Here is a 20209-nt window from a genome sequence, read left to right on the forward strand (position 1 = left end):
TCCTTTGCGCGTCGAACGACGCGCGGCGCTCCAAGGCTTGCCAGCTTGATGCCAGACCGTATGTTGGCGCCCGCAATCTGATGCGTGTCGCCCAAACGTGTGAATCGACAACGACATGCACAAAAGCGCATTGAGCCAGCCGGCGCGGCTGCGGAAAGACTGACTTGATGAATGTGATCGTCGTTGGCGCAGGCATTGCAGGGCTGTCGACGGCCTGGTCGCTGGTCAAGGCCGGGCACCGGGTCTCGATTGTCGAGCAGGGACCGATTCCCAATCCGCTTGCCGCCTCGGGCGACCATCACCGCATCATCCGCCGCGCCTATGGCGCAGCCTCGGGTTATGGCCGGCTGATCACCGAAGCCTATGCGGCCTGGGACGAGATGTGGGCCGATCTCGGCGAGAACCATCTCGACCCGCGCGGCTTCATCTGCATTTCGCGCGAGCCGGGAGACGAAGCCGAGGAATACCGCGAGGGCATGGAAGCCGGGAACTACCCGATCGAACTGTTCGAGCCGGACGCCGCGGCCAAGCGCTGGCGCTTCCTGCAGCCCGGCTCGTTCCGCTACGCGTATTTTTCGCCGGAAGGTGGTGCGCTGCATTGTCGCAAGATTGCCTCCCGCCTCGCCGAATGGCTGCGGAGAACCGGCGCCAATGTCTACGAAAACAGCAAGGTGACGGAGGTCGACGCCGAGGCTGGCCGCCTCGTGCTTGAAAGCGGCGAGACGATGCAGGCCGACCGCATCGTCGTCACCGCTGGCGCCTGGGTGCTGAAACTGTTTCCGGAGCTGGGCGGCGACCTGAAGACCTGGCGCACCGCGCTAGCCTATGTCGAACCGCCGGCGGATCTGAAAGCAGCATGGCATTCAGCCCCGGTCATCCTCGATGTCGGCGGCGCCGTCGACGGCTACGTGATCCCGCCGTCCGGCGTGCCGGCATGAAATTCGGCTCAGGGCTGCACAGGGTGCCGACCAGCGATGCCGACTGGAACCGCCAGCCGGTGGCGGGCGAGGGCGAGGCGATCCGCGACCTGTTTTCGCCGCCGATCGCCCGTATCGAAGAATACAAGGTCACCGAGGTCGTCACCTGCGCCTACACCTTCACCGTCGACGAAAAGTTCCTGGCGCATGAGAAGGGCAAATGCCTTGTCGTCTCGGCCTGCTCCGGCCACGGCTACAAGTTCGGCGCGGCGGTCGGCAGGCGCGTCGCAGCGACCGTCGGCAACGGCGACGTCGGCGGCCTGAAAGCGTGGCTGCGGGCCGAGGCGGTCTGACCTAAAACCGGCAGTGCCGCGGAACACGCACCTGCCGCCAGCGCGACGAGCCCTCGCGGACCAGAACCCGGCGCGCCACTGTCTGGTAGGTGGCAGGAAAATTGACGATCCGCCGCTGCTCCGGCTGCACCAGAACCTCCTCGGCGACGCTCTCGTACTCGGCGGGACTGACGACGCGCCGTTGGCGCTCCGGCTGCACCACCACGGTCTCGGCCACCCGTTGATAGCGCGCCTTGTGCCTGACCTTGCACAGCACCTTGCGGGCGTTGATGACGCGCCATTCCCAGGAGTAGCCGCCGTCATCGACCTTCACCGTGCGGTAGATGGTGCGGGTGATGGCAGGCACGATCTCGTAGCTGACACGCGCCGGTGCGATCTGCACCACCCGCTCGCGCGTCCCGAAGATCGCCGGAACGGATTCCACCTGCTGACCGGCCGGGCTGACGAGCACGTTTTCGTAGACGGCCGGCCTGTTGACCTGCTCGTAGCACTCGACGGCGCGCCCGCCGGCAGCCGTTTCGGACACCATGCCGAGGACGGCGAGGCTGGCGATGGCCGAGGAAGCAGTTTTCCCGATCATTGCACTCCCCCCAGTTTGAACTTTCCACGCAAGCTCAACGTTGAATTGTAGGGGAAGCCGTATCGCGGGAAAGCAGTTTCGGCACATTTCGTTAAGCGACGCGGTTAAGAAACTGTTACACGGCGGAGGCGCCGCGCCGCTTCAACAGCAGCCGGCGCAGCTCCGGCCGAATTCTGTGCAGAAACCTTGATTCGACTTAACCGGATGGCTAGGAGGGGCGGCCTTGCGCTAGGGTGAGCCGACATCCTATTTACAGGGATAACGATCCAGAACCGATTCTGCCCGACTTGCTCATCTCCGGCGCCGGAATCCCATCTTCAATAAGGGATAGTCCATGAAGAACCCCGTCGAAACCTACATGAACCTCGTTCCGATGGTGGTCGAGCAGACCAATCGCGGCGAGCGGGCCTACGACATTTTCTCGCGGCTCCTGAAAGAGCGCATCATTTTCATCACCGGTCCGGTCGAGGACGGCATGGCGACGCTGGTCTGCGCGCAGCTCCTGTTCCTCGAAGCGGAGAATCCGAAGAAGGAAATCAACCTCTACATCAATTCGCCCGGCGGCGTCGTCACCTCGGGCATGGCGATCTACGACACCATGCAGTTCATCAAGCCGGCGGTGGCGACGCTGTGCATCGGCCAGGCCGCCTCGATGGGCTCGCTGCTTCTCACCGCCGGCGAAAAGGGCATGCGCTTCGCCACGCCGAACGCCCGCATCATGGTCCACCAGCCTTCCGGTGGTTTTCAGGGCCAGGCTTCCGACATCGAGCGCCACGCCCAGGACATCATCAAGCTGAAGCGCCGCCTCAACGAGGTCTATGTCAAACACACCGGCAAGAGCTACGACGAGATTGAAAGGACGCTCGACCGCGACCATTTCATGACTTCCGACGAGGCCAGGGAATTCGGCCTCATCGACAAGGTCATTTCGTCACGTGAGCCGATCGAGGGTCTTGCCACATAAGCCCGGTGGCAGCTGGATGGCGGGAAAACACGCTTTTGATGCCGCTTGCGGCATTTCGGCCACAATTGGCTGTTCCCTCGACGGGAGCGATTGCCTACGTTAAGCCTATGTTGATTTTCGACGGCTTAGCTTTGTGCGGGGTTGATGCGAATCATTGCGACGTTTTCTGATATGTGTTTCGTATGGAATGCGTTGCGGGAGCCGGACTACTGGCGGCGGCGATTTCCCGCGATAGATTGAGTTATGCGCCCTTTCAACCAGACCATCGGCGGGCGGCTATGAAAGGACATGAAAATGAGCAAGGTCGGCAACAGCGGCGGTGATTCCAAGAACACGCTTTATTGCTCGTTTTGCGGGAAAAGCCAGCACGAAGTACGCAAGCTGATCGCCGGCCCGACGGTGTTCATCTGCGACGAATGTGTCGAGCTCTGCATGGACATCATCCGCGAGGAGAACAAGACCTCGATGGTGAAGTCGCGCGAGGGCGTGCCGACCCCGCAGGAGATCCTCAAGGTTCTCGACGACTACGTCATCGGCCAGCCCTACGCCAAGCGCGTGCTGTCGGTGGCCGTCCACAACCACTACAAGCGCCTCGCGCATGCCGGCAAGAACAACGACGTCGAACTGGCGAAGTCCAACATTTTGCTGATCGGCCCGACCGGCTGCGGCAAGACGCTGCTCGCGCAGACGCTGGCCCGCATCATCGACGTGCCGTTCACCATGGCCGATGCGACGACGCTGACCGAGGCCGGCTATGTCGGCGAGGACGTCGAGAACATCATCCTCAAGCTGTTGCAGTCGGCCGACTACAATGTCGAGCGCGCCCAGCGCGGCATCGTCTACATCGACGAGATCGACAAGATTTCGCGCAAGTCGGACAATCCCTCGATCACCCGTGACGTGTCGGGCGAGGGCGTCCAGCAGGCGCTGTTGAAGATCATGGAAGGCACGGTCGCTTCCGTACCGCCGCAGGGCGGCAGGAAGCATCCGCAGCAGGAATTCCTCCAGGTCGACACCGCCAACATCCTGTTCATCTGCGGTGGCGCCTTCGCCGGGCTGGACAAGATCATCTCGGATCGCGGCCGCAAGACCTCGATCGGCTTCGGCGCCACCGTCGCGTCGCCCGAGGATCGCCGCACCGGCGACGTTTTCCGTCTGGTCGAGCCGGAAGATCTGTTGAAGTTCGGCCTCATTCCCGAGTTCGTCGGCCGTCTGCCGGTCCTGGCAACGCTGGAGGACCTCGACGAGCCGGCGCTGATCCAGATCCTGACCGAGCCGAAGAACGCGCTGGTCAAGCAGTACCAGCGGCTGTTCGAGATGGAGAATGTCGACTTGACCTTCCACGAGAATGCGCTGTCGGCGATCGCCAAGCGAGCCATCGAACGCAAGACCGGCGCGCGCGGCCTGCGCTCGATCATGGAGGCGATCCTGCTCGACACGATGTTCGAGCTGCCGGCGCTGGAGGGCGTGCGCGAAGTGGTTATTTCGGAAGAGGTGGTGTCCGGCAACGCCAGGCCGCTCTACATCTATTCCGAGCAGAAGGAAAAGAAGGGCAACGTCAGCGCCTGACGTCAGTCCTGTAGTGGAGTTCTTCAAACGGCGCCGCAAGGCGCCGTTTTGCCGTTTGCGGATGGGCAGGCTATGATGAACGGATTATGACGGATTGGATGAACGGTTTCGTGACGACCCTTGATCTTTGCCTCGCTTGCCTCCAACTAACGGTGGAAGGCCGTGGCGCCGAATTCTGTGCTGTAAAACTCCCGTCACAAACGGTGGTAGGCGGAACCATCCCCGGTCGTTAATATGAGAATCGCGGTTGGCCGATTGGCGGTCGCGACATGAAAGGTTGGACAATGGCCAAAATATCCAAGGCTCCCAGCGACGGCGTCTTCGCAGTCCTCCCACTGCGCGACATCGTGGTGTTCCCGCACATGATCGTTCCGCTATTTGTCGGGCGTGAAAAGTCGATCAAGGCGCTGGAAGAGGTGATGGGTCAGGAAAAGCAGATCCTGCTTGCGACCCAGATGAATGCCGCCGATGACGATCCCGAGTCCGATGCGATCTTCGACATCGGCACGCTCGCCAATGTGCTGCAGTTGCTGAAGCTGCCGGACGGCACCGTCAAGGTGCTGGTCGAAGGCGCCTCGCGCGCGAAAATCGTTTCGTTCACCGACCGTCCCGACTTCCACGAGGCCCGCGCCGCAGCACTGGTCGAACCGGATGAGGAAGAGGTCGAGGTCGAGGCGCTGGCCCGTTCCGTCGTCACCGACTTCGAGAACTACGTCAAGCTGAACAAGAAGATCTCGCCCGAAGTGGTGGGTGCCGCCAGCCAGATCGACGACTATTCCAAGCTCGCCGATACGGTTGCCTCGCATCTTGCCATCAAGATCCCCGAGAAGCAGGAGATGCTGGCCACGCTTTCGGTCAAGGAGCGGCTGGAAAAGGCGATGGGCTTCATGGAAGCCGAGATCTCCGTCCTGCAGGTCGAGAAGCGCATCCGCTCGCGCGTCAAGCGCCAGATGGAGAAGACGCAGCGCGAATACTACCTCAACGAGCAGATGAAGGCGATCCAGAAGGAGCTCGGCGAGGGCGAGGACGGCCGCGACGAGGCCGCCGAGATCGAGGCGCGCATCAAGAAGACCAAGCTCTCCAAGGAGGCCCGCGAAAAGGCGGAAGCCGAACTGAAGAAGCTGCGGACGATGTCGCCGATGTCGGCTGAATCGACCGTCGTACGCAACTATCTCGACTGGATCCTGTCGATACCGTGGGGCAAGAACTCCAAGGTCAAGCAGGATCTGGGCTTCGCGCAGAACGTGCTCGACACCGACCATTTCGGCCTCGACAAGGTCAAGGACCGCATCGTCGAATATCTCGCCGTGCAGAGCCGCCAGAAGAAGCTGAAGGGGCCGATCCTGTGCCTCGTCGGGCCTCCCGGCGTCGGCAAGACCTCGCTCGGCAAATCGATCGCCAAGGCGACCGGCCGCGAGTTCATCCGCATGGCGCTGGGCGGCGTGCGCGACGAGGCCGAGATCCGCGGTCACCGGCGCACCTATATCGGCTCGATGCCCGGCAAGGTCATCCAGTCGATGAAGAAGGCGAAGAAATCCAACCCGCTCTTCCTGCTCGACGAGATCGACAAGATGGGCCAGGATTTCCGCGGCGATCCGTCGTCGGCGTTGCTCGAGGTGCTCGATCCCGAGCAGAACTCGACGTTCATGGACCACTATCTCGAGGTCGAATACGACCTGTCGAGCGTGATGTTCGTGACCACGGCGAACACGTTGAACATTCCGGCACCCTTGATGGACCGCATGGAGATCATTCGTATCGCCGGCTACACCGAGGACGAGAAGATCGAGATCGCCAAGCGCCACCTGATGCCGAAGGTGATCCGCGATCACGCGCTGCAGCCGAACGAGTTCTCCGTCGGCGAGGACGCGATCCGCGGCATCATCCAGACCTACACCCGTGAAGCGGGCGTCAGGAGCCTGGAGCGCGAGCTGATGAAGCTCGGCCGCAAGGCGGTGACCGAGATCCTGAAGACGAAGAAGAAGACGGTCGACATCACGGCGGACAATCTCGCCGATTACCTTGGTGTTCCGCGCTTCCGCTTCGGCCAGGTCGAGGCCGATGATCAGGTCGGCGTTGTCACTGGGCTCGCCTGGACGGAAGTCGGCGGCGAGCTGCTGACGATCGAAGGCGTCATGATGCCCGGCAAGGGCCGCATGACGGTGACCGGCAATCTGCGCGACGTGATGAAGGAATCGATCTCGGCGGCGGCCTCCTATGTCCGCTCGCGGGCTCTCGATTTCGGCGTCGAGCCGCCGCTGTTCGACAAGCGCGACATCCACGTCCACGTGCCCGAAGGCGCAACGCCCAAGGACGGACCGTCGGCGGGTGTGGCGATGGCGACGGCGATCGTCTCGGTGCTGACCGGCATCCCGGTCAGGGCCGACGTGGCGATGACCGGCGAGATCACGCTGCGCGGCAGAGTGCTGCCGATCGGCGGGCTCAAGGAGAAGCTGCTTGCAGCACTGCGCGGCGGCATCAAGAAGGTGCTGATCCCGGAAGACAACGCCAAGGATCTGGCGGAGATTCCGGACAACGTGAAGAACGGTATGGAGATCGTTCCGGTCGGGCGGGTCGGTGAAGTCTTGCGCCATGCGCTGGTGCGTATGCCGGAGGCGATCGAGTGGGTCGAGCCGGTCAATGCGCCGGCTGCGGTGGATGCCGGAGACGACGCCAGCAAGTCGCTAGCTCATTAGCACGTGCTAAAGTTGCAATGCACAACGGAGAGCCGCGCCTAGAGCCCGGCTCTTTCATGTGAAAAACCCCGGAATTCCGGGGTTTTTTCGACTCTTTTGACGCTTTTCGACTTGGTTGCGGAAGCGCTTCTTTCTAAAGTCCGTTTCCTGCCGGATGAGTCGTACGTTCCGGTTTCTCATGGAAGGGAATTTTTATGAACAAGAACGAACTGGTGTCCGCTGTCGCCGACGCCGCGAGTATTTCGAAGGGTGACGCGCAGTCGGCGGTCGATGCGGTGTTCTCCGTCATCACCGGCGAACTGAAGAAGGGCGGCGATGTCCGGCTTGTCGGCTTCGGAAATTTCACCGTGTCAAAACGCGCTGCCTCGACCGGCCGCAATCCGCAGACCGGCGCCGAAGTGCAGATTCCGGCGCGCACCGTGCCGAAGTTTTCGGCCGGCAAGGGCCTCAAGGACGCAGTCAACTAAGCGCCTTCGTACCCTTTTCAGAGACCAGAAAAGCCGGGCATGCCCGGCTTTTCTTTCGCGCCCACTTTGGCGGGCTCTATGCCGTCGGTGCATCGGCGCGCATCAGCCCTTCCTGCTTGAGATCGGCCCAGAGTGCCGATGGCAGCTTCGCGTCGAGCAGCGACCGATTGCTTTCGACCTCGCTCGGCCGCTGGCCGCCGGGGATCACCGACACGACCGAAGGGTGCAGCAGCGGAAATTGCAGTGCCGCCTCGATCAGGCGCACACCGTGGCGCTTGCAGACAGCCTCGATGCGCGTGACGCGGTCGATGATGTCCTGCGGCGCCTCGGTATAATCGTAGTAGGCGCCGGGCTTCGGACCGGTTGCCAGGATGCCGGAATTATACGGCCCGCCGAGAACGATGCCGATGCCGCGCTTCTGGCATAGCGGCAGGAAGGATTGCAGCGCCTCCTGCTCCAGCAGCGTATAGCGCCCGGCAAGCAGGAACAGGTCGAAGTCGCCGCGCTCGGCAAGCGTCTGGGCAACCTGCCATTCGTTGATGCCGCCGCCGAACGCCTTGATGATGCCCTGGTCACGCAGGGACAGCAGCCCGTAATAGCCCGAGCGCATGAACTCCTCGATGCGCTGGTCCGCGGCCTCCTTGCTGCCATGCGTGAAGACGTCGACGTCATGCACGAAAAGGATGTCAATGCGGTCGACGCCGAGGCGTTCCAGCGAGGCTTCGAAGGAGCGCATGACCCCGTCATAGCTGTAGTCGTAGACCTCGCGGCGCGACGGCGTGTCGAAGAACTTGCCGATGCCGGTGCGCTGGTCCGGCGGGCAGGCGCGCATGATGCGGCCGACCTTGCTCGACAGCACATAGTCGTCGCGCTTTTTCGAGCGCAGGAACGGATTGAGCCGCGTTTCCGACAGGCCAAGCCCGTAGAGCGGTGCGGTGTCGTAGTAGCGGCAGCCGACCCGCCATGCAGCCTCCAGGGTGGCGTTGGCATCCTCGTCGGAGACGGCACGATAGAGATTGCCGAGCGGCGCCGTGCCGAAGCCGAGTTCCGTGAAACTGATGCCGCCATTGCCGATGCGGTCGAAATGCCGTGTCTTCATATGCTGCCGTTTCGTCATTTCCGTATGTCCCGAGACTATCATGCCTGAGGCGCTGCAAAAGCACTCCGAGCCGTTGGACACGAACTTTCACGGTGATAGCATGAGCAAAAACAAGCTGTTCGGGGAAGATGTGACCAAACAATCCAGATGGGTTGTTGAGGGCAGCAAGCTGGTGGGTCTGTCATGACGAATGCCGGCACAGATCTGTTCAGGATTGCACTCGACGAACTTGGCACGGTGCTGGCTCGGATCGGCGAAAGCCGTATCGACGCCGCCCGCCACACCAACATGGAGTAGGCGTCATGCGCTACGAGCTGATGCTGCCGCACCAGATCCGCAAGGCGATCGCCGAGAACTGGCCGGTCGTGCTCCCGCTCGGCGTGCTCGAATACCATGGTGAGCACATGGCCGTCGGCATGGATACGCTGGCGGTGGTCAAGATGCTGGAGCTGTTCGAAAAGGAAGCCAACATCGCCATCCTGCCAGCCTTCTACTATGGCGCGGCGAGTTACGCGGTGGCGCCGCCAGAGGGCAATGGCTCGGTTCAGGTCGGCGGCAGGGCGCTGGCGCCGTTCGCGGAGGAACTGTTCTACAGCCTGCTGCGCATCGGTTTTCGCAACATCCACGCCATCATCCACCACCAGACCGAGAACTTTGTTGCCGGCATGCCGACCGATCTCGCCTTCAAGACCGCTGGCCGCCAGGCGATCTTCCGTTTTCTGGAGAAGGAGCGCGGCGAGGGCTGGTGGGCCTCCGAGACGATGGCCGGCTACTATGCCGAGCACGCCGAGGGCGGCAATTTCTTCAACTGGATACAAGTGCATCCGCTGATGCCGACGGTGACGGACGGCCAGTATCCCTTCGATCATGCCGGCATTGGCGAGACGTCGCTGATGCTGGCGCTGTGCCCAGAAGCGGTGGACGCCGGCCACTTCGCCGACAATACGGGATGGTATACGGCGACCGCCCCTGAGGCCTCGACGGAACTGGGGCAAAAGGGCGTCGCGATGATCCTCGAGCATATGCGGGCGATATTGTCACGCTAACGGATGCGCCATTTCGAGCGTTGCAGGATGCAGGATGAAAACCGTAGCGATCCTTCCCGCCGGCGTTCAAAAGCATCCACAGTTGCAACGCTCGAAGGAGTGGCGAGGGCCTACTTCACCGCGCCTGCGGTCATGCCCATGATCAGGTAGCGCTCCAGCGCGATGCCGATGACGGCGAGCGGTGTTATCGCGGCGGTGGCGAGTGCGGCCATCGACCACCAGTTGATGCCCTGCGAGCCGGTCTGGCTCGCCACCATCACGGGAATGGTTTTTGCGTCGGTCGAGGTCAGCAGTGCGGCGAAGAAATACTCGTTCCAGCACAGCACCATCGCCAGGATGAACGCCGCGACCATGCCCGGCAGCGCGATCGGCATGACGATGCGGAAGAAGGCGCCCCAGATCGACAGGCCGTCGACGAGGGCTGCTTCCTCCAGTTCGACTGGGATCGAGTTGAACTGGTCGCGCATGATCCAGATAACGATCGGCAGCACCATCAGCGTGTAGAGCAGGATCAGCCCGATGCGCGTGTCGAGCATGCCGACTTCCCGGTACAGCACGAGAAAGGGCAGGGCGAGCACCACCGGCGGCAGGATCAGCTGCGACAGGAAGAAGAAGGAGATGTCCTCGTTCTTGAACCAGGCGAAGTGATAGCGGAAGCGGGTGAGGCCGTAGGCGGCGAGGCTGCCAATGACGATGGCGAGGCTCGATGCGCCGACCGAGGTGATGACCGAATTCATGAAGCGCTTGATGAACTCGTCGCGCACCGTCGAGGTCCGGAAGATCGCATCCGGCGACAGGCCGAGCGAGCGCCAGCCCTTCCAGTCCGGCTGGAAGTCGACGAACGGGATGAGATGGCCCTGGGTGACGTCGACCGCGGTCTTGAACGAGGTGGTTATCGTCCAGTAGATCGGGAACAGGCAGATGAAGGCCCAGAACACCAGCGCGCCATAGATGAAGACGCGGTTGGCGAAAAAGCTCGTCGGCGAGCGGATTTCGGAAGCGGTATAGTCGGTGGTCTGAACGCTCATCTGGCCGCCTGTCAGTTGACGTTGCGCACGAAGCGATTGGCGAATTTCAACAGCCACGTCACGAACACGATGATGATGATGAGGTAGGCCATCGCCAGCATGGTGCCGTAGCCGACATTCGAGCGGTCGCGATACTCGCGGTAGATGAAGCTCGACACGGAATCGGTCGCGCCGCCCGGGCCGCCCGAGGTGACGGTGATGATGATGTCGGCAAGCTTCAACTTGAAGATGATGCGCAGGATGATCGCGGTCACCGATACCGGCAGCATCAGCGGAAACGTGACCTGCCAGAAGGTCTGCCAAGCATTGGCGCCGTCGACCCTGGCCGCCTCAAGGACCTCGCGTGACATCGCCTGAAGGCCGGCGAGCAGCATGATCATCATGAACGGGATGAACGTCCAGGCATCCAGCACCATGATCGAGATGCGGGCGGTGATCGGGTTTGAGAAGAAGGCGGGGTTTTCCCAGCCGAGCTGGCGCGCCAGCGCCGCGGCCGGCCCGAAGCGGTATTCCATCAGCGACTTGCCGATCATCCACGACACCGCGACCGGCGACAGCATCAACGGCATCAGGAAGACGACACGGAAGAATTTACGCGCGCGGATCTGTGCGTTGAGCAGCAAAGCGAGGCCGAAAGCGATGACGTATTCGACCAGCACCGCCAGCACATAGAGCACCATGTTGAACAGCGCGTTGCGGTAATAGGGATCGGCCAGCATCTGCCAGAAATTGTCGAGCCCGTTGAACTTGCGGCCGGAGAAGGAACTGAGGTTCCAGTCGGTCAGCGCAATGTAGAAGCCGAACAGCGTCGGGAAGATCACCATGGCGATGGTGAACAGCAGCGCCGGCAGCAGGAACAGCGCGCGCTGGCCGTCTTCGCCGCGCGTCAGCACCTGGCCGATGCCGAGCGCTATACCCCACAGCACATAGGCATAGACGACCGGCCGCCAGGTCTCGAAGCCGATCGTGTCGACCTCTGACTTGTAAAGGATCTGGACTGCGATCACGGCCAGCAGGCCGAGCGTCGCAGCGGCCATCAACGCCCGGCCGAGCCGCTTGCGGCCCGGCGATATCAGATCGGATGGAGCGGCGTTTGCCGGCCACGCACTGGTGGGCAAGGTCTCGTCAGCCACGCGTCTCGTCCGTTCACTGAAGGCTGCTATGACCGGCTGGCCGGCCAACTGGGGTCCGGCGGGTTTGCGTCGCCGGACCGCGGTTCCTAGAATCTCAACCTACATGCCGAGCGATGCCTTGTAGAGCTTGACCTGGTTTTCGCGGCCGATCTGGTCGGTCAGCTTCTCCCAGGCGGCTGCAATGGCGTCGGCGCCTTCCTGCGCCGTCATCTTGCCGGCAAATGTATTGGCCAGGATGTCCTCGGCGGCGCTGTAATACTGGAAGATGCCGGGGATGCGCGGCTCGATCGCGGCGTTCGGATGGTTGTAGCTGTCGGCCTCCGACTTCAGATACGAGGTGATGAAAGCCTCGTCGTAACCGGCCGCCACCCATTCCGGAATGTCGAAATGCGAGTTGCGGTAGGGCTGGAATCCGGACGGATATGCTGCGCACCAGAGCGACAAGTCCTTGCCGCCGAGATGGGCAGCGGCAGACCAGGCCGCCTTCTTCTTCTTTTCGTCGCTGTCGACGCGAGCCATGACGTAGACGCCCCAGCCGAGATAGGCGCAGTTCGGCGAATAGTTCGGGCCGCTTGTGAGCTTGTCCCACTGGCCGGTCTTGGAATTGTAGACGTCGTCCGAGCCAGGCAGGATCGAGAAGCCGGTGACGTCGCCGACGACAGAACTGTCGTTGGTCTTGACGTTGGAGCCGACGTCGCCCCACCAGGTGACCATCGAACCGGTGCCGGCCAGGAACTGCTGGAAGGCGGTGGTGTTCGGGTCGGCGTTGATCTGGTCGGCAGGCTCGGACGGCAGCGCGTCGATCACGTCCTGGATCGCCCGCACCCAGGCCGGATTGTTGATGCGCGGCTTCATCGTATCGGCATCGAACAGCCAGGCCTTGTCGTCGGGATGCTTGGCATAGGCGCTGGCGCGGCTGCCGAGGAAATAGAAGCCGAAGCCGCCCCACGCCTTGGGTGCGTCGAGATAGCCAAAAACGTCCTGGCCCTGGAACTGCTTGCCCTTGAGGAATTTTGTCACCGCCTGCACCTGCTGCCAGGTCTTCGGCACACCCCATTCACCGCCACCGCCGCCGTCCTTCCACGCCTTGGCGAGGTCGGCATCGGCAAACACGTCGGTGCGGTAGTTGAAATTGTGCGCGTCGCCGTCGACGGTCACCCGGTACTGCTTGCCGTCCCAGGTGCCGACCGGTGGCTGCAGATAGGCCACGACGTCCTTCATGTCGATCTGGTCCTTGACCCAGTCCGGCATTTCGGAGGTCAGGCCCTTGCCGCAGACGTCGCCTTCGAACGGCGCGCCCATCTCGATGATGTCGAAATCGACGGTGCCGGTGGCGATCGACTGCTGCAGGCGAGCGTTGTAGTCCGCCTGCGCCAGGTCGATCCAGTTGATCTTGGCGCCGGTATAGGTCTCCCACGGCTTCAGGAAGCCGCGAAACAGCACATTGTGCAGGTTCTGGTTGTTGAGCCCCATGAAGGTGAGCTGGACGCCGGCGAATTCGCCTTCCTTGACGTTGGCCTTGGTCGCCTCCAGGCAAAGCTCGCCGACCTGCTGGAAGTCGGCATCGGTCGGCTGGCCCTTGCCGACGCCGGGGATCTGCAGGATCTGCGCGCGCAATTCGCTTGCGGCGGAAGCCGGGCGCGTCAGCGCGCCGAGCCCGGCGCCGGATGCCGCGGCGATCGCGGCCATGCTGGCCGCGCCCTTGAGGACATCGCGGCGAGTGGCTCCCGCACGCATGAATTGGTTGTAAAGGCTGACTTTCATTTCGTTCCTCCCAGAATCTTGTGGTGATTGAGAATCTCAATTGAGATTCTCAACGGTGATTGTTCGCGTGTTTGGAGCGCTGGAAATGTTCCCCAACAACAGCGGCTCCTCAAGTTTTCCTCCCGCAACGCTTCGACTTCCGTGGTCCGGACCAGCGTGCCGGCGCGCCCGGAACAGGGTCGAAACCCGAGCCCTTTCACTATTCTCACAACCAGATGCCGTGTCAAACGAGAACGGGGTTTTTTATCTATAAAAGACTGACTTGCCCTCGCTGTTTGCGTTGTTTAGCTTCACCGCAACGAAAGGGGGGCCAATGGCTCAAGTCGCGATCAGCAATGTGGCCAAGGCGTTCGGAACCGTCAAGGTCCTGCACGGTGTCAGCGTCGACATCGCCGACGGGCAGTTCGTGGTGCTGGTCGGCCCTTCGGGGTGCGGCAAGTCCACGCTGCTCAGGATGGTGGCGGGGCTGGAGACCGTTTCCGGCGGCACGATCGCCATCGGCGACCGTGTCGTCAACCATCTGCCGCCGGCCAAGCGCGACATCGCCATGGTGTTCCAGAATTACGCGCTCTATCCGCACAAGACGGTCGAGCAGAACATGGCCTTTGCGCTAAAACTGCGCAAGACCGATCCGGCCGATGTCGCCGAGCGGGTCAAGCGCGCCGCCGATATCCTCGATCTCAACCCCTATCTCAAGCGCTATCCTCGCCAGCTCTCCGGCGGCCAGCGCCAGCGCGTCGCCATGGGTCGCGCCATCGTGCGCAATCCGCAGGTGTTTTTGTTCGACGAGCCGCTGTCCAACCTCGACGCCAAGCTGCGCGTCCAGATGCGCACCGAGATCAAGGAACTGCACCAGCGGCTGAAGACCACCACCATCTATGTCACGCACGACCAGATCGAGGCCATGACCATGGCCGACAAGATCGTGGTGATGCGCGACGGCCGCATCGAGCAGGTCGGCGCGCCGCTGGAACTGTTCGACCGGCCGGCCAATCTGTTCGTCGCCGGCTTCATCGGCTCGCCGTCGATGAACCTTCTGAAGGGCGTGGTGCGCAAGGGCGACAAATCCATCGTCGAGATCGCAGGGACGCCATTCCCGATCGCTGCAAGCAGCAAGGTGGAGGACGGGCGCAATGTCGTCTACGGCGTCCGGCCCGAGCATCTCGAAATCCACCCTGACGGCGTGCCGGCGAAGATTTCCGTCGTCGAGCCGACCGGTTCCGAAACGCTGGTGTTTCTGCGTTTCGGCGAGGGCGAGATGGTGGCGCTGTTCCGTGAGCGCCACGACTTCAAGCCGGGCGACACGCTGTATCTGAAACCGCGGCTCGACCAGGTCCATCTCTTCGACGCAGAGACCGGCAATCGTCTTTAAACACTTTGAATTGCGCATGATCTTGTCCGAAAACCGACAACGCTTCGGGATCATGCGCCAGGCTTGGCATCAAAAAAGCCCGTTCGGGAGGGAACTATGCTCAAAGGGATCAATCCGCTGCTCAATGCCGACGTGCTTCAGGCGCTGCGGGCAATGGGCCATGGCGACGATCTGATCATCGCCGACACCAACTTCCCCTCCGATTCGGTGGCCCGCCAGACCGTGCTCGGCCGGCTGCTGCGCATCGATGCACCGGCGGCTGACGTGGTCAAGGCGGTGCTGTCGCTCTATCCGCTGGACACTTTCGTCGACGATGCCGCGGCCCGCATGGAGATCGTCGGCAAGCCGGACGAGATTCCCGCCGTGCAGCAAGAAGTGCAAGGCGAGATCGATGCGGCTGAGGGCAAGGCCTGGCCGATGATTTCGGTCGAGCGCTACGCCTTCTACGAACGTGCCAAAAACGCCTATTGCGTCATCCAGACCGGCGAGCGCCGCTTCTATGGCTGTTTTGCCTTCCGCAAGGGCGTCGTTCCTCCCGACGCGGAGTAGCGAGATGCCAGGCAAGCCTGTGGTCATCAAGCCTGTCGTCATATTGGGCGTCTTCGTCGCCGACACCGCCTACCGCGCCGCCCGCCAGCCGCGCATGGGCGAGACGATCCTTGGAACATCCTTCACCCTCGGCCCGGGCGGCAAGGGCTCCAACCAGGCGGTCGCGGCCGGCCGTCTCGGCGCCGACATCACTTTTTTGACGCGCCTTGGCGTCGATCCCTTTGCCGACATGGCCAGGCAAACCTGGACGCAGGCCGGGGTGAAGAGCGCCGTCATCGACACGCCGGAGAGTTATACGGGTGCGGCCTATATCTTCGTCGAGGAGACGAGCGGCAACAACGCCATCATCGTCAGCCCGGGTGCGGCCATGCTGATTTCGCCCGAGGACATCGAGGCTAACGCCGGCCTGATCCGCTCGGCCGGCGTCTTCGTCACCCAGCTCGAGCAGCCGATCGAGGCGGCGATGCGGGCGCTGGAGATCGCGCGCGGGGCAGGGGTGACGACCATCCTCAACCCGGCGCCCGCGGCAAGCCTGCCCGAGCGCATCTACACGCTCTGCGACTATGTCACGCCCAACGAGACCGAGGCCGAGGAACTGACCGGCATCAAGGTGTCCTCCATCGACGACGCCCGCCGCGCCGCCGATCGTTTGCTTGGAAAGGGCGCCGGCGCCGTCATCGTTACGCTCGGCGAACAGGGCGCGCTGCTGCACACGGCCAGCCGCTCCGACCATGTCGGCGCGATCAAAGCCGGTCCCGTGGTCGAGACCACCGGCGCCGGCGACGCCTTCAATGGCGGCCTGGCCGCAGCACTTGCGAGAGGCGTGGACCCACTGCAAGCGGTCCGCTTCGCCTGCGCCGTCGCCGGCATCTCGGTCACCCGGCCGGGCACGGCGCCGTCGATGCCGACGTTGCAAGAGGTCGAGGCGCTGCTCGCCAAGGCCGAAGCTGCCGATCTCCCCCCTTGAGGGCGGAGATGTCGCCGAAGGCGACAGAGGGGGTAGCCTCGCGTGGAGCTCCGGCGTTCTCGCCCGCGAGGGGCCGTGCCCGGTCGAACCGACCCCCCTCTGCCCTGCCGGGCATCTCCCCCCACGAGGGGGGAGATCGGCCGTCACCGCCGCCTTCGCGAACCGCCACCGTTGCAGGAGCGAGCGGTGCGCCAAAGCTGCCAATCTCCCCCCTTGAGGGGGGAGATGTCCGGCAGGACAGAGGGGGGCGCCTAGCTCCGCCATCAAAGGTTCTGCACCGTCGTGACATCAGTCCGTTCCGACCACGGTGACATATTAGCCACAGTTAATATCAATCGCCAAACCCATCTTGCGTCTTTGGCGTAGGTGTCCCGTAATGGGTCACTGGGTCTGGCGCCGCAATTGCGTGGTCAGCGAAGCCGGGGGGCAATCTTGACCTGGCAATCGAGGGGGTATTGGGGGACCCGCCGCTTCGCAAATGAAGCGGCGGGCTCTTTCACGGCTCATCACAAGCCGCCGAACGGACAGGAATCTTTTGCAATGCGCGCGGAGGCGATCTAGCCGCGAACGCCGGACAATTCGCGGACCTCCGCCCGCAGCGCCTGTAGCTCCGCCAGGATCATGGCCTGATCGCTGTGCAGCGTCGCCCTGTCGGCCGATTCCACGGCTTCATGCTCGGCCTCCATCGCCGAAACGATCACGCCTATGAACAGATTGAGCACGGTGAACGAGGTCGCGATGATGAACGGAATGAAGAACAGCCAGGCGGCCGGATAGACCTCCATGACCGGGCGCACCACGCCGTCCGACCAGCCTTCGAGGGTCATGACCTGGAAAAGCGTGAACAGCGATTTTGGTATGCCGCCGAACAGTTCGGGAAAGGACGAGCCGTAGAGCTTCGTCGCCATCACCGCAAAGACGTAGAACACCAGCCCGAGCAGCAGCATGATCGAGCCCATGCCGGGCAAGGCGGTGATGAAGCCGGTGACGACACGGCGCAGCGACGGAACGATGCTGATCAGGCGCAGCACCCGCAGGATGCGCAGCGCCCGCAGTACCGAGAGCGACCCGGTCGTGGGGATCAGCGCAAAACCGACGACGAAGAGGTCGAAGATGCGCCATGGATCGCGGAAGAAACGCGTCCTGTAGACGACCAGCCGGATCGCGAGCTCGGCCACGAAGACGCCGAGGATCGCGCGGTCGATGGCCGTTAGAAGCGGGCCAAAAGCCGCAATCGCATCGGGCGAGGTTTCGAGGCCGAGCGTGACGGCGTTGATCAGGATCAGGACCATGATCGCGAGGTCGAAGCGGCGCGATTCGATGAGCGATTTCAGGGCATCCAAGGCTTGTTCTCCGTTAGAGCATCGGACCCGAAAATGGGAACCGGACCTGGGAAAATTCAATGCTCAAACCCATATGGCCGGCTTGTGGCGCACCGGATACAAAAAGTCGAAACAGCCGAAGAATGCTGCGGCTAAGCTGCTGATCTCCCCCCTTGAGGGGGAGATGGCCGGCAGGCCAGAGGGGGTCGCCGCGCGTCGAGCACCAACCTCCACTGTCGCAAGAGAGAAGGCCGCGCCCCGTCGAACCGACCCCCCTCTGCCCTGCCGGGCATCTCCCCCTCAAGGGGGGAGATTGGCCGTTATCGCCGGTTTCACCAATCACCAGCGTTGCAACGCGCTAGGAACCATGCGGGGAGCAGCGGGTTTGGCTTGGATGCCGACACGTTCGGTCCACCCATTCTCCAAGGAGAACACGATGACATCAGCAAGCAAGACCACAGCAATTGCCGCGGCGTTGGCTATGCTGGCTTCGCCGGCGCTATCCCAGACGAGCTCGCCTGCGCCCGCCGCACCTGCACAAGGTTCACAGCCGTCGCCAGGCGGGCCAACCGAAGACTCCATGCGCCAAACGATGCGCGAGATGATGACTGAGATGCTGGAGGAGAGAATGCAGCATCGCCGCCCGCGAGCAGAACGGCGAGGTGACGACCGTTGGCATCGCGATTTCCGAAGGCATGACCGGCGCCATATGGGAGGCGGGATGATGCATGGCGCACGGATGCGAATGATGTTCGCCATAGTCGACGCCGACGGCGATGGGGCGCTGTCTCAAACCGAGGTTCAGGATTTTGTCGAGCGGATATTCAGCGCCGTCGACGAGGACGCCGATGACAGCATCGACAGGGAGGAAATTCGATCCTTCTTCCACGGAGGTGCCGACGGAACGGGTGAATAGACCACTGCAAAGACTTGCGCGTTCCTGGACGAAATTCGGGAAAGGAATTCGGAAATGGCTGGTCTCGTTGGCAAGTTTGCCGGGAAAGCCCCGGCGCCTCGCAAGGGCATGGCTAGTCCCAGGCTGAGTGAGAAAGCCTTCAAGGCGAGGTACAAGCAGCAATTCGTCGACCCGGCGTTCGAACCGCTCGCCCAGTCGATTGAGCAAATCGCTTCGATCGCCTGGCAGGCTTATGCGGATTCCCGCAAGAGCCCGATCACGAGGAAAGCCGGACCTGCGTTCAGCGACCCCGACTACGATCTGTCCGTCGATTGGCTTGGGGCGCACGAAGCGGTGCTGCAGGCGCAGCGTCGGTACGAGGATCTGACGGTTCCGCCGTGTCTGTTGATCATCAACGGGTCGTCGCGCAGCGAGCATACCTGTCCCGGCGAGATGTCGAAGAGTTTCCGGCTCGCCGAAATCGCCCGTGAGACCATCGACAAGGAAACGAAACTTGCGGTCGAAATTCTCGATCTGTCGCGGCTTGCTTCCGAATACGGGAGGAACATCCATCCGTGCAAGGCGTGCTTTTCGACGGCCGCTCCGCTCTGCCATTGGCCCTGCTCCTGCTATCCCAACCATTCGCTTGGGCAAGTTCAGGACTGGATGAACGAAATTTACCCGATGTGGGTCGCCGCCCACGGTATCATGATCATCTCGCCGGTGAATTGGTATCAGGTTTCTTCGCCTGTCAAACTGATGATGGACAGGCTTGTCTGCGCGGACGGTGGCAATCCGGACCCCTCGCTGACACAAGGAAAGGATGCGGCAAAGGCAAAGGAGGTAGAACTGGCCGGGTGGGACTATCCGCGTCATCTGGCAGGCAGGCTGTTTTCTGTGATCGTGCACGGCGATGTCGAAGGTGCGGAGAATGTGCGGCATTCCCTCGCCGACTGGCTGCGCTTCATGAAGTTGTCGCCGGCCGGCCCCAGCGCCGAGCTCGACCGCTACATCGGTTACTGGAAGCCGTACGCTACAAGCCATGATGAACTCGACGCCGACGAGACAATCCAGGAAGAAGTTCGCAACGCCGCCCGCTCGCTCGCCGAAGCCGTCATCGAACGTCGGGCGGGCCGTTTCCGTCAGATTGGCATCGGCCTGGAAGACCCGAGGCAAAAATAGGCGACCCCGATCAGCGAAGCACGGGGGGCGGAATTCTGCACGGAAACCGCGCCCGAGCTTGGTCGGCGAACGTGCCAAGCATCAGCTCGCGGAGCGTTGAGCGAGCACCGCGCCGAGCTGGATCTGCAGATCGGCCTGCTCAACGAGCATGAGACCACGCGACTGATCGAAACCGCCCTGACGGAGCGTTTGAAGATACCAACGCCGGCAGATGATGAAACCGCCTCAGCTAGGGTCAGGACTCATTGATCCAGAAGATGAATGTGGCGGCGAAAGCGATAGCGGACAGGAAGGTGTGAGCGCAGC

At 62.5% G+C, this 20209-nt stretch carries 17 protein-coding genes and 1 pseudogene; 12 read left to right on the top strand and 6 right to left on the bottom strand.

Annotation, left to right across the window (positions count from 1 at the left end):
- Positions 1-167: 167 nt before the first annotated feature.
- Positions 168-1270 (top strand): annotated as a pseudogene (locus AC0L28_RS32115) (NAD(P)/FAD-dependent oxidoreductase).
- A 1-nt stretch (position 1271) separates the two neighbouring features.
- Here the strand turns inward: AC0L28_RS32115 and AC0L28_RS32120 are convergent.
- Entirely contained in the window at positions 1272-1850 is a 579-nt protein-coding gene (locus AC0L28_RS32120; RefSeq protein ID WP_473482398.1) for a hypothetical protein, read from the bottom strand.
- Positions 1851-2184: 334 nt separating this feature from the next.
- Between AC0L28_RS32120 and clpP the strand changes: the two genes are divergently transcribed.
- From clpP to AC0L28_RS32140, 4 genes are all read left to right on the top strand, one after another.
- Positions 2185-2814, top strand: a complete 630-nt coding sequence (gene clpP / locus AC0L28_RS32125) for an ATP-dependent Clp endopeptidase proteolytic subunit ClpP (RefSeq protein ID WP_128170025.1) — start codon at positions 2185-2187, stop codon at positions 2812-2814.
- A gap of 294 nt (positions 2815-3108) precedes the next feature.
- Positions 3109-4383, top strand: a complete 1275-nt coding sequence (gene clpX / locus AC0L28_RS32130; protein ID WP_027155315.1) for an ATP-dependent Clp protease ATP-binding subunit ClpX — start codon at positions 3109-3111, stop codon at positions 4381-4383.
- Positions 4384-4667: 284 nt separating this feature from the next.
- Positions 4668-7079 carry an endopeptidase La gene (gene lon, locus AC0L28_RS32135; protein WP_287229749.1) on the top strand — a complete coding sequence of 804 codons (2412 nt, stop codon included), beginning with the start codon at positions 4668-4670 and terminating at the stop codon, positions 7077-7079.
- 194 nt (positions 7080-7273) lie between these two features.
- On the top strand, positions 7274-7546 hold the full coding sequence (locus AC0L28_RS32140; RefSeq protein ID WP_023798342.1) for an HU family DNA-binding protein: 273 nt from the start codon (positions 7274-7276) through the stop codon (positions 7544-7546).
- 76 nt (positions 7547-7622) lie between these two features.
- On the opposite strand, the gene AC0L28_RS32145 is transcribed toward AC0L28_RS32140, so the two are convergent.
- Positions 7623-8645, bottom strand: a complete 1023-nt coding sequence (locus AC0L28_RS32145) for an aldo/keto reductase (RefSeq protein ID WP_287175394.1) — start codon at positions 8643-8645, stop codon at positions 7623-7625.
- Positions 8646-8685: 40 nt separating this feature from the next.
- Between AC0L28_RS32145 and AC0L28_RS32150 the strand changes: the two genes are divergently transcribed.
- Entirely contained in the window at positions 8686-8832 is a 147-nt protein-coding gene (locus tag AC0L28_RS32150; protein ID WP_473482401.1) for a hypothetical protein, read from the top strand.
- Between the two features lie 115 nt (positions 8833-8947).
- A complete protein-coding gene (locus tag AC0L28_RS32155) occupies positions 8948-9691 on the top strand; it encodes a creatininase family protein (RefSeq protein WP_128170028.1) in 744 nt (247 codons plus the stop codon).
- A gap of 110 nt (positions 9692-9801) precedes the next feature.
- Here AC0L28_RS32155 and AC0L28_RS32160 read toward each other — a convergent pair whose 3' ends face one another.
- From AC0L28_RS32160 to AC0L28_RS32170, 3 genes are all read right to left on the bottom strand, one after another.
- Entirely contained in the window at positions 9802-10719 is a 918-nt protein-coding gene (locus AC0L28_RS32160) for a carbohydrate ABC transporter permease (protein WP_128182057.1), read from the bottom strand.
- An 11-nt stretch (positions 10720-10730) separates the two neighbouring features.
- Complete coding sequence (locus AC0L28_RS32165; RefSeq protein ID WP_128182059.1) at positions 10731-11852, bottom strand: carbohydrate ABC transporter permease; 1122 nt, start codon at positions 11850-11852, stop codon at positions 10731-10733.
- Positions 11853-11951: 99 nt separating this feature from the next.
- Positions 11952-13616, bottom strand: a complete 1665-nt coding sequence (locus tag AC0L28_RS32170) for an ABC transporter substrate-binding protein (RefSeq protein ID WP_473482404.1) — start codon at positions 13614-13616, stop codon at positions 11952-11954.
- Positions 13617-13929: 313 nt separating this feature from the next.
- On the opposite strand from AC0L28_RS32170, the gene AC0L28_RS32175 reads away from it, so the two are divergent.
- The 3 genes from AC0L28_RS32175 (at position 13930) to rbsK (ending at position 16504) form a co-directional block, all read left to right on the top strand.
- Positions 13930-14988, top strand: a complete 1059-nt coding sequence (locus tag AC0L28_RS32175) for an ABC transporter ATP-binding protein (RefSeq protein WP_287137948.1) — start codon at positions 13930-13932, stop codon at positions 14986-14988.
- Between the two features lie 96 nt (positions 14989-15084).
- Positions 15085-15537: an RbsD/FucU family protein gene (locus tag AC0L28_RS32180; RefSeq protein ID WP_473482406.1), complete on the top strand. Its 453-nt coding sequence runs from the start codon at positions 15085-15087 to the stop codon at positions 15535-15537.
- A gap of 4 nt (positions 15538-15541) precedes the next feature.
- A complete protein-coding gene (rbsK, locus tag AC0L28_RS32185; RefSeq protein WP_473482408.1) occupies positions 15542-16504 on the top strand; it encodes a ribokinase in 963 nt (320 codons plus the stop codon).
- A 557-nt stretch (positions 16505-17061) separates the two neighbouring features.
- Here the strand turns inward: rbsK and AC0L28_RS32190 are convergent.
- Positions 17062-17847 carry an ion transporter gene (locus tag AC0L28_RS32190; protein WP_473482410.1) on the bottom strand — a complete coding sequence of 262 codons (786 nt, stop codon included), beginning with the start codon at positions 17845-17847 and terminating at the stop codon, positions 17062-17064.
- Between the two features lie 415 nt (positions 17848-18262).
- Between AC0L28_RS32190 and AC0L28_RS32195 the strand changes: the two genes are divergently transcribed.
- Both AC0L28_RS32195 and AC0L28_RS32200 read left to right on the top strand, forming a co-directional pair.
- Positions 18263-18742 carry an EF-hand domain-containing protein gene (locus AC0L28_RS32195; protein WP_473482412.1) on the top strand — a complete coding sequence of 160 codons (480 nt, stop codon included), beginning with the start codon at positions 18263-18265 and terminating at the stop codon, positions 18740-18742.
- A gap of 54 nt (positions 18743-18796) precedes the next feature.
- Positions 18797-19903: a flavodoxin family protein gene (locus AC0L28_RS32200; protein WP_473482414.1), complete on the top strand. Its 1107-nt coding sequence runs from the start codon at positions 18797-18799 to the stop codon at positions 19901-19903.
- Positions 19904-20209 lie beyond the last annotated feature (306 nt).

The organism is Mesorhizobium sp. WSM4847, assembly GCF_055811335.1.

What these genes read in the sequence shown, in the direction of transcription:
- AC0L28_RS32145 (WP_287175394.1), bottom strand. Translation starts at nt 8,645, where the DNA reads ATGAAGACACGGCATTTCGACCGCATCGGCAATGGCGGCATCAGTTTC.
- AC0L28_RS32175 (WP_287137948.1), top strand. Translation starts at nt 13,930, where the DNA reads ATGGCTCAAGTCGCGATCAGCAATGTGGCCAAGGCGTTCGGAACCGTC.
- clpX (WP_027155315.1), top strand. Translation starts at nt 3,109, where the DNA reads ATGAGCAAGGTCGGCAACAGCGGCGGTGATTCCAAGAACACGCTTTAT.
- rbsK (WP_473482408.1), top strand. Translation starts at nt 15,542, where the DNA reads ATGCCAGGCAAGCCTGTGGTCATCAAGCCTGTCGTCATATTGGGCGTC.
- clpP (WP_128170025.1), top strand. Translation starts at nt 2,185, where the DNA reads ATGAAGAACCCCGTCGAAACCTACATGAACCTCGTTCCGATGGTGGTC.
- AC0L28_RS32160 (WP_128182057.1), bottom strand. Translation starts at nt 10,719, where the DNA reads ATGAGCGTTCAGACCACCGACTATACCGCTTCCGAAATCCGCTCGCCG.
- AC0L28_RS32140 (WP_023798342.1), top strand. Translation starts at nt 7,274, where the DNA reads ATGAACAAGAACGAACTGGTGTCCGCTGTCGCCGACGCCGCGAGTATT.
- lon (WP_287229749.1), top strand. Translation starts at nt 4,668, where the DNA reads ATGGCCAAAATATCCAAGGCTCCCAGCGACGGCGTCTTCGCAGTCCTC.
- AC0L28_RS32155 (WP_128170028.1), top strand. Translation starts at nt 8,948, where the DNA reads ATGCGCTACGAGCTGATGCTGCCGCACCAGATCCGCAAGGCGATCGCC.
- AC0L28_RS32150 (WP_473482401.1), top strand. Translation starts at nt 8,686, where the DNA reads ATGCCTGAGGCGCTGCAAAAGCACTCCGAGCCGTTGGACACGAACTTT.
- AC0L28_RS32170 (WP_473482404.1), bottom strand. Translation starts at nt 13,616, where the DNA reads ATGAAAGTCAGCCTTTACAACCAATTCATGCGTGCGGGAGCCACTCGC.
- AC0L28_RS32180 (WP_473482406.1), top strand. Translation starts at nt 15,085, where the DNA reads ATGCTCAAAGGGATCAATCCGCTGCTCAATGCCGACGTGCTTCAGGCG.
- AC0L28_RS32120 (WP_473482398.1), bottom strand. Translation starts at nt 1,850, where the DNA reads ATGATCGGGAAAACTGCTTCCTCGGCCATCGCCAGCCTCGCCGTCCTC.
- AC0L28_RS32195 (WP_473482412.1), top strand. Translation starts at nt 18,263, where the DNA reads ATGACATCAGCAAGCAAGACCACAGCAATTGCCGCGGCGTTGGCTATG.
- AC0L28_RS32200 (WP_473482414.1), top strand. Translation starts at nt 18,797, where the DNA reads ATGGCTGGTCTCGTTGGCAAGTTTGCCGGGAAAGCCCCGGCGCCTCGC.